The 13,620-nt window shown below is 61.7% G+C and carries 19 protein-coding genes, 1 tRNA gene and 1 pseudogene; 17 read left to right on the forward strand and 4 right to left on the reverse strand.

Features of this window, described 5'->3' with window-relative positions:
- From NA637_RS15140 to NA637_RS15165, 6 genes and pseudogenes are all read left to right on the forward strand, one after another.
- Nucleotides 1-355, forward strand: a pseudogene (locus NA637_RS15140) (hypothetical protein); the annotation flags it as partial.
- 6 nt (nucleotides 356-361) lie between these two features.
- Entirely contained in the window at nucleotides 362-802 is a 441-nt protein-coding gene (locus NA637_RS15145) for a phage tail protein (protein WP_256073198.1), read from the forward strand.
- On the forward strand, nucleotides 799-2,034 hold the full coding sequence (locus tag NA637_RS15150) for a phage late control D family protein (protein ID WP_256073199.1): 1,236 nt from the start codon (nucleotides 799-801) through the stop codon (nucleotides 2,032-2,034). Before NA637_RS15145 ends, NA637_RS15150 begins: the two co-directional genes overlap by 4 nt.
- Nucleotides 2,010-2,132 carry a hypothetical protein gene (locus tag NA637_RS15155; protein WP_256073200.1) on the forward strand — a complete coding sequence of 41 codons (123 nt, stop codon included), beginning with the start codon at nucleotides 2,010-2,012 and terminating at the stop codon, nucleotides 2,130-2,132. The genes NA637_RS15150 and NA637_RS15155 overlap by 25 nt, the downstream gene beginning before the upstream one ends.
- Nucleotides 2,133-2,195: 63 nt before the next feature.
- Nucleotides 2,196-2,474, forward strand: a complete 279-nt coding sequence (locus NA637_RS15160; RefSeq protein ID WP_256073201.1) for a type II toxin-antitoxin system RelE/ParE family toxin — start codon at nucleotides 2,196-2,198, stop codon at nucleotides 2,472-2,474.
- A 16-nt stretch (nucleotides 2,475-2,490) separates the two neighbouring features.
- Complete coding sequence (locus tag NA637_RS15165) at nucleotides 2,491-2,778, forward strand: HigA family addiction module antitoxin (RefSeq protein ID WP_256073202.1); 288 nt, start codon at nucleotides 2,491-2,493, stop codon at nucleotides 2,776-2,778.
- Nucleotides 2,779-2,827: 49 nt separating this feature from the next.
- Here NA637_RS15165 and NA637_RS15170 read toward each other — a convergent pair whose 3' ends face one another.
- Nucleotides 2,828-3,178 (reverse strand): hypothetical protein, encoded by a 351-nt coding sequence (locus NA637_RS15170; protein ID WP_256073203.1) that lies wholly within the window; start codon nucleotides 3,176-3,178, stop codon nucleotides 2,828-2,830.
- Between the two features lie 134 nt (nucleotides 3,179-3,312).
- A complete protein-coding gene (locus tag NA637_RS15175) occupies nucleotides 3,313-3,735 on the reverse strand; it encodes a helix-turn-helix domain-containing protein (RefSeq protein ID WP_256073204.1) in 423 nt (140 codons plus the stop codon).
- Between the two features lie 89 nt (nucleotides 3,736-3,824).
- On the opposite strand from NA637_RS15175, the gene NA637_RS15180 reads away from it, so the two are divergent.
- The 6 genes from NA637_RS15180 (at nucleotide 3,825) to NA637_RS15210 (ending at nucleotide 7,753) form a co-directional block, all read left to right on the forward strand.
- Complete coding sequence (locus NA637_RS15180) at nucleotides 3,825-4,061, forward strand: hypothetical protein (RefSeq protein WP_256073205.1); 237 nt, start codon at nucleotides 3,825-3,827, stop codon at nucleotides 4,059-4,061.
- A 35-nt stretch (nucleotides 4,062-4,096) separates the two neighbouring features.
- A complete protein-coding gene (locus NA637_RS15185) occupies nucleotides 4,097-4,579 on the forward strand; it encodes a YmfL family putative regulatory protein (protein WP_256073206.1) in 483 nt (160 codons plus the stop codon).
- Nucleotides 4,576-5,064, forward strand: coding sequence for a hypothetical protein (locus NA637_RS15190; RefSeq protein WP_256073207.1), 489 nt, complete (start codon nucleotides 4,576-4,578; stop codon nucleotides 5,062-5,064). Before NA637_RS15185 ends, NA637_RS15190 begins: the two co-directional genes overlap by 4 nt.
- Nucleotides 5,065-5,129: 65 nt before the next feature.
- On the forward strand, nucleotides 5,130-5,726 hold the full coding sequence (locus NA637_RS15195) for an antA/AntB antirepressor family protein (protein ID WP_256073208.1): 597 nt from the start codon (nucleotides 5,130-5,132) through the stop codon (nucleotides 5,724-5,726).
- Between the two features lie 568 nt (nucleotides 5,727-6,294).
- The gene (locus NA637_RS15205) at nucleotides 6,295-6,486 is read left to right on the forward strand and encodes a DUF7696 family protein (RefSeq protein WP_256073209.1); all 192 of its coding nucleotides are present in this window, start codon (nucleotides 6,295-6,297) and stop codon (nucleotides 6,484-6,486) included.
- Nucleotides 6,487-6,586: 100 nt separating this feature from the next.
- On the forward strand, nucleotides 6,587-7,753 hold the full coding sequence (locus NA637_RS15210) for an Arm DNA-binding domain-containing protein (protein ID WP_256073210.1): 1,167 nt from the start codon (nucleotides 6,587-6,589) through the stop codon (nucleotides 7,751-7,753).
- Nucleotides 7,754-7,854: 101 nt separating this feature from the next.
- Here the strand turns inward: NA637_RS15210 and NA637_RS15215 are convergent.
- Nucleotides 7,855-7,944: transfer RNA gene (locus NA637_RS15215), tRNA-Ser, on the reverse strand.
- Nucleotides 7,945-8,195: 251 nt separating this feature from the next.
- Here NA637_RS15215 and NA637_RS15220 point away from each other — a divergent pair.
- From NA637_RS15220 to NA637_RS15240, 5 genes are all read left to right on the forward strand, one after another.
- Nucleotides 8,196-9,485, forward strand: a complete 1,290-nt coding sequence (locus NA637_RS15220; protein ID WP_256073211.1) for an HD-GYP domain-containing protein — start codon at nucleotides 8,196-8,198, stop codon at nucleotides 9,483-9,485.
- 176 nt (nucleotides 9,486-9,661) lie between these two features.
- Nucleotides 9,662-10,357: a crotonase/enoyl-CoA hydratase family protein gene (locus NA637_RS15225; protein WP_256073212.1), complete on the forward strand. Its 696-nt coding sequence runs from the start codon at nucleotides 9,662-9,664 to the stop codon at nucleotides 10,355-10,357.
- Nucleotides 10,358-10,475: 118 nt separating this feature from the next.
- Entirely contained in the window at nucleotides 10,476-11,696 is a 1,221-nt protein-coding gene (locus NA637_RS15230; RefSeq protein WP_256073213.1) for an aspartate aminotransferase family protein, read from the forward strand.
- Nucleotides 11,697-11,759: 63 nt separating this feature from the next.
- Nucleotides 11,760-12,047, forward strand: a complete 288-nt coding sequence (locus NA637_RS15235; RefSeq protein ID WP_045428440.1) for a hypothetical protein — start codon at nucleotides 11,760-11,762, stop codon at nucleotides 12,045-12,047.
- A 10-nt stretch (nucleotides 12,048-12,057) separates the two neighbouring features.
- Nucleotides 12,058-13,047 (forward strand): succinylglutamate desuccinylase, encoded by a 990-nt coding sequence (locus NA637_RS15240; protein ID WP_256073233.1) that lies wholly within the window; start codon nucleotides 12,058-12,060, stop codon nucleotides 13,045-13,047.
- 190 nt (nucleotides 13,048-13,237) lie between these two features.
- Here NA637_RS15240 and NA637_RS15245 read toward each other — a convergent pair whose 3' ends face one another.
- Nucleotides 13,238-13,597, reverse strand: a complete 360-nt coding sequence (locus NA637_RS15245; protein WP_064482055.1) for a YgaP-like transmembrane domain — start codon at nucleotides 13,595-13,597, stop codon at nucleotides 13,238-13,240.
- Nucleotides 13,598-13,620 lie beyond the last annotated feature (23 nt).

The following is a 13,620-nucleotide window of genomic DNA, read 5'->3' on the forward strand; positions in this document are numbered from 1 at the left end:
CCGCCGTGACGCCCTGCCGGCCGCGCCGCAGCTCGAGGCACTGCGGCAGCCGGCGCGGCTGCTCCTTGAGCCGCTCGAGCCCCTGCATCTCACCGCGCGCCTCGAGCTCATCGGCACCGAACAGCTGGCCGGGATTGAAACAGCGGCACATGTTGCGTTCGACACCCGCCCGCCGCTCGCCGCCGCGCGCAGGGCGGCCCCGCAGGCCGCCGCCAGCAACACCTACACCATCACCGTCAACGCCGCCCCCGGGCAGGACGCCAACGCCATCGCCCGCGCCGTGGCGGCCGAGCTGGACCGCCGCGAGCAGGCCCAGGGCGCCCGTGCGCGCTCGTCCCTTTTTGACCAGGAGTAAACCGCCATGATGATGGCCCTCGGCATGTTCATCTTTTCGCTGGAGACCCTGGCCTACCAGGAATTCCAGCGCCAGACCGAATGGCGCCACGGCTCCACCAGCCGCATCGGCACCAACCCGGCGCGCCAGTACATGGGCCGTGGCGATGACAGCATCACCCTGCCGGGCGTCCTGCTGCCGGGGCTGGCCGGCAGCCAACTGAGCCTCGATGCCCTGCGCACCATGGCCGACACCGGCAAGGCCTGGCCGCTGGTGGAGGGCACCGGGAAAATCTACGGCACCTGGATCATCGAGAGCCTCAGCGAGACGCGCACGCTGTTCTTCCGCGACGGGCAGGCCAGGCGCATCGAGTTCACGCTGCTGCTCAAGCGCCTCGATGACGGCCGCGTGGATCTGCTCGGCAGCGCCATCAGCGCGGGCGGCAACATCCTGCGGGGGCTGCTGTGATCGATACGCTCATCAACCAGGCCGCGGCGCGCTACCGCGAGGCCACCGCCTACCCGCAGCCGATCTGCCGCGTGGTGGTCAACGGGCAGGACATCACCAACGCCATCGAGCAACGCCTGATCAGCATCGAACTCACCGACAACCGCGGCATCGAGGCCGACCAGCTCACCCTCACGCTCAGCGACCATGACGGCCTGCTGGCCATCCCACCCCGGGGCGCCACCGTCGGCCTGTGGCTCGGCTGGAGTGACACCGGCCTGGTGAGCAAGGGCACCTACACCGTGGACGAAACCGAGCACAGCGGCGCGCCGGACGTGCTCAGCATCCGCGCCCGCAGCGCCGACCTGCGCGAGGGGCTCAAGGCCAAAAAAGAGCGCAGCTGGACCGGCCAGACCCTCGGCGCCATCATCCAGACCGTGGCCGCCGCCTACGGGCTGAGCCCGGTCATCAGCGCCGCGCTGTCGGCCATCGAGCTCGCCCAGGTCGACCAGGCCAACGAATCAGACGCCAACCTGCTGACCCGCCTGGGCGAACAGTTCGACGCCATCGCGGCGATCAAGGCCGGCCGGCTGCTGTTCATGCCCGCCGGTAAAAGCCTCACCGCCAGCGGCGCCGCGCTGCCGCACATCACGCTCACCCGCGCCGATGGCGATGGCCACCGCTTCTTGCAGGCCGATCGCAACAGCTACTCAGGCGCCCGCGCCTACTATTACGAGGTCAACAGCGCCGAGAAGAAGGAAGCCATCGCCGGCGGCGGCGACAACCTCAAGGACCTGCGCCACACCTACACCGACCAGGAGGCCGCCCTGCACGCCGCCCGCGCCGAGTGGAGCCGCCTGCAGCGCGGCGCCGCCACGCTCAGCTACACCCTGGCCCGCGGCCGGCCGGACCTGATCCCCGAGCTCACCTACAGCCTCACCGGCATCAAGGGCGAGATCGCCGCCATCGTCTGGCTCGGCGCCAACGTGTACCAGCGGTTCACGCCGGACGCCTACACCACCGAGCTCGAACTGGAATCGAAACTGCCGGACGCCGATTACGTGGCCGAGCTGGCCGAGGCCGGGAGCTACACCGGCATCGTCGCCTGGTACCGCGACGAGAAGACCGGCCAACAGCACAAACTCACCGAGGGCGACCAGAGCAACCCCAAGCGGCTGCTGCACCTGTACGCCGAAAAGAGCAGCGCCCAGCGCGCCGTGGAGCGGGAATGGAAACGCCTACAGAACGCCTGAGCGAGCCAGCCCCCGCGCTGGCAGAGCCACAGCGCTCGGCCTGGGAGCTGATCGACGAAGAGTGGGAAGGGCGCGACACCGCGCCCATGTGCATGTGAACGAGTGCACTATCTGGCCGTCTTATATTGCGCGGCGTGACGTGCTGCATCACACTGGCGCCCATGATCATCAGCTTCCAGCACAAAGGCCTGCGCGTCTTCTACGAAACGGGCTCGACCAAGGGGATCCGTGCCGATCACCACAAGCGCCTGAGCCGCATGCTGGGCTTCATGGACCGAGCCGCCGCGCCCGCTGACCTTGATATTCCAGGCTGGCGGCTGCACCCCCTCAAAGGGGAGTTGGCCGGGTTCTGGTCACTCACGGTCAGCGGTAACTGGCGCGTGATCTTCCGCTTCACTGGCCACGACATAGAGTTGGTCGATTATCTGGACTACCACTGATCAGGAGGGAATTCCCATGGTCATGTTCAACCCACCACATCCAGGCGAAACCCTGCTCGAAGACGTGCTCCCCGAGCTCGACCTCAGCATCGCCGAGCTGGCTCGCCGTTTGGGCTTCGCCCGCGAAACCCTGTCGCGCATCCTGCACGGCCATGCGCCGATCAGCCCGGACCTGGCCGTGCGGCTGGAGCTGGCCGGCATCGGCCAGGCCCGCACCTGGCTGGGCGTACAGGCCGACTATGACCTCTGGCAGGCGCAGCATCGCGCGCAGCCACCTATCGAACGCTTCGCGGCCTATGCCTAAGCCACCCGGCAAGGCCCCGGCATTGGCCGGGGCCTTGCTGGTCACAGGCTTAGCGCGGGCGAGCCTCCGTAATGCAGCGAAAAAGGGCGAGGGCGGCGCTGTCACCGTCACGAAAACACCAGCAATGCTTTGTCTTTCCGGTGATGGCGCTCTCTACTTTCTTCGTCTGTATGAACGCCGGCGCCTCGCTCGCTCTCAATGCGCGACGCAGGTTGCTGTCGATAGGTATTGCGGGGCTCTGTTGGGCCATCAGCGGCCCCACTTCACGTAAGCTGATTGCTAGCAATTCCGGCAGCAGGCTCCGGTACAGCGAGAGCTGATTATGGTTCGCCATCAAGCGCTGGCCAGAATCCGAAACTGGAACAGCATCCGAAATCGGGTAATTTTGGTTAGCATCCATTCAAAACCGCCTGCAACCCGCATAGCGCAAAGCCTGCGGCAATTATTCCAGAAGTAATTTTCGGGTAATTACCGGGTAATTACCGGGTAATTTCAGGTAATTAAATCGCGCCATCCGTTCCCGTTGGGAACACATCATGCCAGCCTTTTGATATCGGCGACAACGGCCTCAAGCTCCTGGACGCGCTGCTCAAGCATTTTCAGCCGTTTCTTTTCCTCAGCAGCGCTCTGTATTTCCCGCTGGGCGTCTTCGTCCAGCGCTCGGTATAGCTCAAGGATGGCCTCTTCACGAGGGTTGGCTGGCTCGCCGCCTGCCGAAGGCGCGTGATCGCTTTCGGCGCGCATCATTGGACCTTTGCCGGTTAACAGCCAGTCGAGGCAAACACCATGTGTTTCGCTGAACTTTATGCATTCCCCATAAGGAACACTGTTCCGTTTGCGCCAGCCGGCTAGCGTCTGTCGATTCACAGGAAGCGCCCTTGCAAGGCCGCTGTCAGTGGTAACCCTGAGGAAGCGCATCATTCGTTCTAGCACTGCGTCTAGCGAATCTTTATTCATTTCAGCCAAAAACCTTGTTGACTTATCTGATCCGCATAACTAATTTATGCACAACGCGAACAGATTACCTAAACAAGGGACCGCGAACCATGAACAAGCGTCAGATTCACGCGCGGCTGATCGAGCAGGGCCTCAACTTCCGCAAATTTGCCCTGGCTAACAACTACGACCCACGCACCGTCACGCAAACGGTTGAGCGCTGGGCGGGCTCCGAGACGCTGCCAAGCGGGCGCATCGCCTTTTCCATCATGCGCGACCTCTCCGTGCAGCTCGGCGTCGAGCTGATTCCCGGGCTGCTCGCGCATCCCTTCGCCAAGGTCTGCTAACCGTAATCGGCTTAATCCACAGGGAAAACTAGAAGATGAAGCGCGAGATTCTGGACAGCCGCCGGCAAGTGATGCGGGCCGTGGTCGCCAGCTACCCCGGTGGCCGGGAATGCGCCGCGGCGCGCCTGGGCCTGCCGATCAAGCGGTTTGACAACCAGCTGTACGAAACCAACGGTTGCCAGCCGCTCAGCGACGAGCAGTTGCACCAGCTGGAACAGGACGCCGGCACCGCCCATCTGCCGGACTACGTGACCGCGCTCTATGGCGGCGTGTTCGTACCGATCGCCAACCCGGACGAACTGGACAACATCGAGCTGTACAGCCGCTCGCTCCAGGCGACCGCCAAGCGCGGCGTGGTGGACCAGATCATCGTCAATGCGCTGCAGGATGGTGCCATCGATGAGCGGGAAGTCGAAGCGATCCTGGCCGCGCACCGCAAGCACATCGCGGCACGCCATGAGGAAGTACAGGCGGTGATTCTGCTTCACACCAAGCGGCAACAAGGAGAGCAGCAATGAGCCATCAATACATGCATATCAACATCACCGGGCCGGCAGGTTCGGGCAAAACTGCGGCCATGCACATCATCGGGCATCACCTGCGGCAGTTGGGGTTCAACCTGGCCTGCTATGACGCGCCAGACTGTTGGGCAAATCAGGAGCCGCAGGCGGAGATTCTGTACGACACAACAAATTGGTTCAGCGACCGCGCCCCTCAGCAATGGCCAGTGCTAGTCACTGTGGAGGGCGGCGGCGTTGAGCAACTGCTCAAGGTCAGCGTTGGCCATCAGGCCTTTGCCGATGCGTATCGGCGAGTGGTCGCGGGCGGTACGCAGGCGCCGCAGGTACGTGAGGATGCCGTCGTTGTTGAGCGTATCGACGACGTAGTCGCAAGCCTTCGCGCCAGCCTTGACCTGGCCTTGCGCTATCAGCAGGCAACCCATGGCGTAGGCGTTGCTGAGGGCGATGCCCACGGCGGCGCCGTGCTGCTCGATAAGCAGTAGATGCAGGCGGTGGGAATCCACTTCATCGGTCATTGCGGGCGCTCCTTTGCGCTCAAGGGGAACACATGAATACCACAGGCCAATTAATCCCGGTGCTACAGGGCGAAATCGAAGGGCGAACGCAGCAGTTGTGCGATGCGCGCGACCTTCATCAATTCATGCAGGTCGGGCGCGATTTTAGTAACTGGATTCGCTCCAGAATCGAACAATACGGCTTCGTTGAAGGCGAGGACTTTTCGCCGATTCTGGCGAATGGTTTTGGTGGTGAAAGTGATGTTTGCTCGCCGGATTTGGCGAGCAAAAACGAACGTCGCGGCGGGCATAACCGTGTCGATTACCACATCACCCTGGACATGGCGAAGGAATTGGCCATGGTCGAGAACAACGACCAAGGCCGCCAGGTGCGCCGCTACTTCATTGCCATGGAGCGCCAGGCGCGTGAAAGCCGAGGCGCTTCGTACCTCAGCATGAACCACCAGCTGGCCATGCACCGGCAGATCCCCAAGCTGATCGCCCAGCTCAAGGCCGAAACCGTGCCAGCCATCCGCGCCACGCTGTATGCCCAGCTCACCCAGCACTGCCACCAGCTCGCCATCCCCGCGCCGGGCATGGAAAGCGTGGGCCGCAGCGTGCAGCCGAGCGGCGATCTGTTCGACCAGTAACGAGTACCTGTGCACGCATCGATGTGGGTTGGTGCGTGCGCAGAGGGATTAATCCCTAGGAAGGCCAGCCGCTGCCACGGCTGAGGGAAGGGGAAGCGATGAGCGTTTACAAACTGGTTTGCCCGGCGTGTGGGGGCGGATGCGCATCCGTAACTCGGAGGGGCAAACACCGATATTCCGCACCATCTACGGCCATTGTCAGACCCTGGGCTGTGGGTTGCAGCTAGCGGGCTCGCAGAGCTGGGACTACCAGCTCAATACATCGGGCATGGACACGCCAAGGGTGGTGCTGCCGATGGCGCCGTCCGTGGCGAAAATGCAGGCATTGCGTGACAGCCGGCCTGCATCCGATCACCCCGATCTGTTCGATCAGCCACACATTTTCGAAGGGTCTTTCCCCTCGTCGAAAGCACTAAGACCATCCAACGCGCTACGTTTGAGGAACTGCGCGCGATCATGGATCACACAATCGGAGCCATCGGTGACGAGGCCGGGAACATCGCGACATTCGTGAGTTGGCGCGCAACCGCTCTGGGCGGCGTCAAGCCCAACCGAAAGGCGCGGCGCCGTGGCTGACGGCGTCCGCCAGACCATGCTGGAGTGTGAGGCACGCGCCTGGCTACGTAATGGATACGTCACAGCGGACAAGATCACCGAGCTCAGCGTGCTGATCACTAAGCACCTAGGCGCCGCCGGCGCAGCGCACCTGGTCGACGAAATGCGCCGCCAGTGGCGCCGCCGCTCGGAGTGGCTCACCTAGAAACCAACCCAGCAGATTATTGGCCCGGCAACGGGCCTTTTCTGTTGCTGGCACTGGCACGCTCGTACAGTGCCGCATCACCGATAGCGTGGGGACGCACATGGCAGATGGAGTAGAGGTCCGCGGGCAATCGCTGCGCGTGTATTTCCGTTATGACGGCGAGTTGTGCCGCGAGCCGGTACCGGGCGGCAATACGCCCGCCAACCAGGAACATGCCAAGCGCCTGGTTCAGATCATCGAGTTCGAGATCCAGGCCGGCACCTTCGACTATGCGCGGCACTTTCCGGATTCGGCCAGGCTGGCCGAGAACACCTTCGGCCATTACCTGGATATCTGGCTCAGCATCCAGCGCAACAACGTGGCGGTCACCACGCTGCGCGGGTATTCGAGCAGGGCAGAGGTGCACATACGGCCGCAGTGGGGGAATCGGCAGATCGACAAGATCGATCACCTGGACCTCCAGGCGTGGATCCAGGACACGTTGTCGGCCACGCTGAAGAACAAGACCATCCGCGAAATCATCAGCATCGTGCGGCAGACGTTTCGCCTGTACCGCACCCGCAAAAAGGTTGCCCACGACCCGACCGAGGGGCTGTTCGTGCGGCTGCCCGATTCGGAAGATCCTGACCCGTTCACCCGGGCGGAGATCAAGCAGATCCTGGAGACGCACACCGATCGCACCCTCGAACTGCTGATGGTGCAGTTCATGATCTGGGCCGGGCCGCGTGTGTCCGAGACAATCGGCCTGGCCTGGGAGGATGTGGACCTCAAGGCCGGCACGGTGACGTTCCGGCGGTCGAAGGTGCGCGGGGCCTATCGCGTGACGAAGACGCGGCGCTCAACCCGCAAGGTGCGGTTGCTCGCACCGGCGCTGGATGCGTTGCGCAAGACGAAGGCGTTCACCAGCGGCGGAAAGGCCCGGGAGGTAGAGGTGGTGGAGCGGGACAACAAGACCAAGCGCAAGCACTCGCTGCACTTCGTGTTCCTGAACACCAACACCAGCGAGCCGCACGTCTCCGACTTCAGCGTCCGCGATCGCTTTTTCAAGGCGCATCTAAAGGCGGCGGACGTGCGGTACCGAGGGCCTGGTCAGTGCCGGCACACCTATGCCAGCCAGCTGTTGACCACTGGCGTGGCCTCGATCGACTGGATTGCGGAGCAGATGGGCCACACGAACGGAAACATGATCCGGCAGCACTACGGAACGTGGGTAAACGAGGACGGACCGGACGTTATCGCGATCCTGGAACACGCCCTACAACTGTAGGCCATTCCCAAAGCGTTCCCACCGGAGCGCTTTTTTTATACCTGAAACGTCGAAGCCCCTGACTTTCGCTAGGAAAATCAGGGGCTTCGGTAGATCAGGTCTGGCGGTGAGGGTGGGATTCGAACCCACGATACGATTTCTCGTATACACACTTTCCAGGCGTGCTCCTTCAACCGCTCGGACACCTCACCGGATCTCGACCGGATTTGATGTCCGTCGAGGCGCGCTAATGTAGCCGAACAGCTTTCGGATGGCAAAAAGTTTTTTAGTTTTTTCATGCGGTTAAGGTGCGGTTGGAAATCCGCAGAGGCGCGCGTGGCAATGAACCTATCGTTGCTCTAGGGTTCGAACCGGAAAGAATCGTTGTGCCTGTGCGCAATCATGCGCAGTGCATCATTCATGCGCAGCGAATATTGAATATTGAGAGCCAGGAAAGGCTTTGATGAAGTTATTCAAAACAAAGCGTAAACGGCCGGAGCTGGTAGAGATCGCTAGCAAGCGTCGTCTGCACGTCAGCCAACTAGAGCTCGGGATGTATGTCTGCGAGTTGGATCGTCCGTGGCGGCAGACAGACTTTCTCTTTCAAGGTTTCCCCCTGCTTAAGCTGGAGCATATCCACGCGGTGCGCGAACGCTGTGATTACGTGTTCGTTGACGACACCCGGCGCGTGCGGATCGATCAGGGGCAATTGATCGTGCCTTCGGCGACTCCGCTGCGCGTGACGCGCAAGATGACCCGCATTCCGCTCTCGCTTGAGGTGGAGGAAGCACGAGAGGCCTATCGCAGCAGCAGCTTGGTTCTGGATCAGGTTCTACTGGATGTCCAGCATGGGCGGCCGATCGATACCAAGGCCTGTCAGGCACTGGTTAAGCGAAACCTCGAAAGCATGCTTCGTAATGAAAGCGCCATGCTCTGGCTGACGCGTCTGAAGTCACAAGATCTCTACACGAGTCTGCATTGTCTTTCTGTATCCATTCTTGCTATGGGATTTGGTACGCACCTTGGGTTGGCCGACGATAAGATCGAGCTATTGGGTATCGCCGGGCTGCTGCACGACGTGGGCAAGATGAAAATCGACCCGACGATCCTCAACAAGCCAGGCAAGCTGACCGAGGAAGAATTCCAGCACATCAAGCTGCATCCGGCGTTTGGTTATCAGGCCTTGTGCAACCAGGAAGACATTCCTGCCGCTGCGGTTCAGGCGGCGCACGGCCATCATGAGCGGTTGGACGGAAAGGGTTATCCGCAAGGGCTCGCGCACTACCAGATCCCGTTCACGACCCGGGTGATCACCATCGTTGACGCCTTCGATGCGATTACCAGCCATCGAGCTTACGACGACGCACGCCCGATCCAGACAGCGTATGACGTGTTGCGCAGCAGTGCCGGGCAGCAGTTCGACGAAGCATTGGTGCATGAGTTCATCCGCTGGCTTGGCGTGTTTCCGGTCGGAACTCTGGTGGAACTGCACACGGGTGAGGTCGGGTTGGTGCTCGAGAAGCACCCTCATTTGCACCTCAGGCCGAAGGTGGTCGTGTTACGGAGCTCGAGCAAGATGCCGTGTGAGCCTCGTTATCTTGATCTGTCCCAGTTGACTGTCGATGCCGATGGCACACCATATCGGATCAGTAGCGGGATCCCGGATGGGTCCCACGGACTGTTTATTGCTGATCCGCAATTGCAGAGGATCCTGCATCCCGAACTGCTTGCCATTCTTGAACTCGAGCCGTAGACGGTCGGCGACCAAACCAAACCTGCTCGCTCCCCGTCGACGCCTGCCGAGTGGCCGACGCTTGTAGAATGAAAGTCGCGAACCCTGACTTGCCGGTCAGTCACGATGCTTTACCGCTTGGGTTGTGCTGGGTAACGTCCGGGAATGAATGTTTACAGTAACAGGGAATATTCATCATGAGTGATCTGGTTTCCTACGAACTCGAAGACGGTATCGCCACGCTGACGCTGAATAACGGCAAGGCGAACGCTCTGTCTCCGGCCATGTTCGACGCGCTCAATGCGGCTTTCGACCGCGCCGAGCAGGACCGCGCCGTGGTGATCCTCACTGGCCAGCCGGGCATTCTGTCCGGTGGCTATGATCTCAAGGTCATGACCTCGGGGCCGGACAACGCCATTGCCCTGGTGACCATGGGCTCTAAGTTCAGCCGCCGAATGCTGGCTCATCCTTTCCCGATCGTCGCTGCCTGTCCGGGCCATGCGATTGCCAAAGGTGCCTTCCTGCTGCTCTCGTCCGATTACCGCATCGGTGTCGAAGGCGCTTTCAAGATTGGTCTCAATGAAGTTCAGATCGGCATGACCATGCACCATTCGGGTATCGAACTGGCTCGAGATCGTCTGACCAAGCCTGCTTTTCAGCGATCAGTGATTAACGCTGAGAGCTTCGATCCACAGGCTGCGCTGGAGGCGGGTTTCCTCGACAAGGTCGTCCCGGCTGGAGAGCTGATGGCCGTCGCCAAGGCAACAGCTGCTCAGTTGAAGAAGATCAACATGACCGCGCACAAGCACACCAAGCTCAAGGCCCGCAAGGCCCTGCTCGAGACCCTGGATCAGGCCATCGAGCTCGACCAGCAACAGTCGGTCGTATCCTGAAGAGAATTTTCGCCGGGCCGCCCATTGCTGGCGGGCCTGCGTTTAAACTGCGCATGCAACGCCCCGCCATGATGGGGCGTTTTATTTCCTATTCGTGTCGCATTCCAGGAGAGTCCTGATGTCCGCCCCGCACCCCCCGGTAGAACGCGCTGATTTCGACCAGGTCATTGTTCCCACTTTCGCACCCGCCGCCTTCATTCCCGTGCGTGGCCAGGGTTCACGAGTCTGGGATCAGAGCGGGCGAGAGCTGATCGACTTTACCGGTGGCATTGCCGTCAACGTGCTCGGTCATGCCCATCCGGCGCTGGTAGCAGCACTGACCGAACAGGCTGGCAAGCTCTGGCACATCTCCAACATCTTCACCAATGAGCCGGCGTTGCGTCTGGCCAAGAAGCTCACGGCTGCGACCTTTGCCGACCGGGCGTTCTTCTGCAACTCCGGCGCCGAGGCCAACGAGGCGGCTTTCAAGCTGGCGCGCCGCTACGCACATGACAACCATGGCCCGGAGAAATGCGAGATCATCTCGGCCGTGAACAGTTTCCATGGCCGGACGCTGTTTACCGTCACCGTCGGTGGCCAACCCAAGTACTCCGACGGATTCGGGCCGAAAATACAGGGTATCAGCCACGTCCCCTATAACGATCTCGATGCACTCGCCGCGACGATTTCGGACAAGACCTGCGCCGTGGTACTGGAACCGATTCAGGGCGAAAGTGGTGTTCTGCCCGCTGATCAGGCGTATCTGGAAGGGGCTCGCAAACTGTGCGACCAGCACAACGCGCTGCTGATCTTCGACGAAGTCCAGACCGGCATGGGCCGTACCGGCGAGCTGTATGCCTACATGAACTACGGCGTCACGCCGGACATCCTGACCAATGCCAAGAGCCTGGGCGGCGGTTTTCCGATTGGCTTGATGCTGACCACGGATGCAATCGCTGGGCATTTCAGCGTGGGTACTCATGGCACCACCTATGGCGGTAACCCGCTGGCCTGTGCAGTGGCCGAGGCGGTGGTCGATATTGTCAACACGCCGGAGGTGCTCAACGGCGTCAAGCAACGGCACGAGCGCTTCAAGCGCGGGCTGCTGGGGATCGGCCAGCGTCACGGGCTGTTCAGCCAGGTTCGTGGCATGGGCATGCTGATCGGCTGTGTACTTGATGCCGCATGGAAAGGCCGCGCGCGGGAAATCTTCGATGCGGCTGAGCGTGAAGCCTTGATGATTCTGCAGGCCGGCCCCGATGTGATCCGCCTGGCCCCGAGCTTGATTATCGAAGAAACCGACATTGCCGAAGGGCTGGCCCGTTTCGAGCGCGCTGCGGCAAAACTGAGCCAGGCCTGAGGCATAGTCTTACCGGCAGGGCAGTGATTGTCCTGCCCTTTTTCCTTATCGAGAGTGTTGAGTATGAGCGATAGCCTGCAACTGATCCTCGAAGACGTAGACGGCACCCAGCTTGAGACGTCGTGCACTCGTTTTGCCGTCATGTGGCAGGGGCGGGAGGTCTGGATCCAGCAAGTCGGCAACAACCAGCTGATGATCGGCGTCGACGTGGAGGACGGCGACACCGAGTACGCCAATCTGCTGCTGCGTCCGCTGGCGACCAATTTGGTCAGCCTTGAGCTTGAGATGGAACCGGTTGAGTCCGGCGAGGACGAGCACGTTCATGGTCCAGACTGTAACCACGACCACTGACAGCGCCGAAATGCCGACGCTGGGTAGGCTGTTGGCGCTGACGGTTTGCGCTCAGGTGCCGGCTGAGAGCGTGCAGTTCACTGATGGCGGGGCCCGGCTGCAATGGCTGGGAGAGGGCGCCTTGGCGGTCACTCCGGCGCGCGGTCAGGATGCGGGGCTTGATCTGGTGCTGTCGGCGGGCGTGCATGGCTGTGAAATCATTCCGATTGAGCTACTGGATCGCTTGATACGGGCGATCGCGCGCAACGAGATCCGCCCCCGCGCGCGGCTGTTGTTGCTGTTCTGCAACCCGCCCGCCATGCGGCAGGGCGTGCGTCGCTTAGGCCAGGATCTGAACCGGCTTTTTTGTGGCAAGCACGCGGCCAGCGAGCCTGGCGACGAGACGCGCCGCGCGGCGCAGCTGGAGGATTGGGTTGCAGCGTTCTTTCAAGAGCCTGGCCGTCGGCGCTGGCATTACGACCTGCACTCGGCCATGCGTGCCTCGGTGCTGCCGCAGTTCGCCGTCTGCCCTTGGGTAGACGGTCGCGAAGTCGCCCCGCAAAGCCTGACACGTCTTCAGCACGCTGCGGTCGATGCGGTGCTATTTCAGGAAAAGCCTTCCGGTACCTTCAGTGCTCACACGGCGACGCGACATGGAGCTGAGGCTTTTACGCTGGAAATGGCCGAAGCCCCAGAGGGCGTATGGCCTGAGTGTCTCGATGAATTTCTGCAGGCTGCACAGGCCTGGATCGAGGCGGCTGAGCCTGTGCGGACGGACCCGCCGCGACCGTTGTTGAAATTTCGCCTGGCGCGAGAAATCATCAAGTGCAGCGAACAGTTCGTCCTGCGTGTACCGGCAGATATCCAGAATTTCACGCCGTTGTCGCCCGGAACCTTGCTAGCGGAGGATGAAAACGGCGCGCGCTGGGTGGCCGAAGAGCAGGAGGCACGCATCCTGTTTCCGCTAGCTGATGTTGCAATTGGCGAACGTGCCGGACTGATCGTCGTGCCCAGCGACTAGCGGTGCCCAGCGCTGATCCGGGCGGATTTGGCTTCGCCTAGGGCCTGTTGCCGTTTCGTCATGGTCGCGACGCGGCTCGCTCTTCGGGTTAGAGAGCCGTAGGGCCGAACGTGTTCGGCCTTCGCAACTCTGCGGCCGACTGAATTCGGCCCTACAGACTGGAGAGCCGCGGGCACCCGCGACGCTTTGCTCAGACGCCCGCGCGCGGATTGTCGAGCGAGTCGTTGCCGGTCACCGTAGCAGTGCCGGTGGCCGCCTGGGCATTGGTTTTCAGGCGCACGTCATCTGCCTCGCTGCGCTCGAGCGGCATGCTTCGTGAATTGCCCTCGGCCATTCTGGCTTGTTCGTTCACCTCACTGAGCATGCGCTTGGCTTCGCACTGGCCGGAAACGCCTCGCGCCAATGCCATCCCGCCTACCGCCAGCTGCAGGACGCCACCCAAGCCGCCGCGACCCAGGCCTTTACCGAGGAAGTACAGGCCGCCGATGATCGATGCTGCGCGCTCCCAGCCGTGCACGTTCTGTGAAGCCTGGTCAGATGTCCTGCTCATGGGTAATCACTCCGAAACATTGG

Origin of the sequence: Stutzerimonas stutzeri (genome assembly GCF_024448935.1) — a bacterium.
Taxonomy (GTDB): Bacteria; Pseudomonadota; Gammaproteobacteria; order Pseudomonadales; family Pseudomonadaceae; genus Stutzerimonas; species Stutzerimonas stutzeri_AO.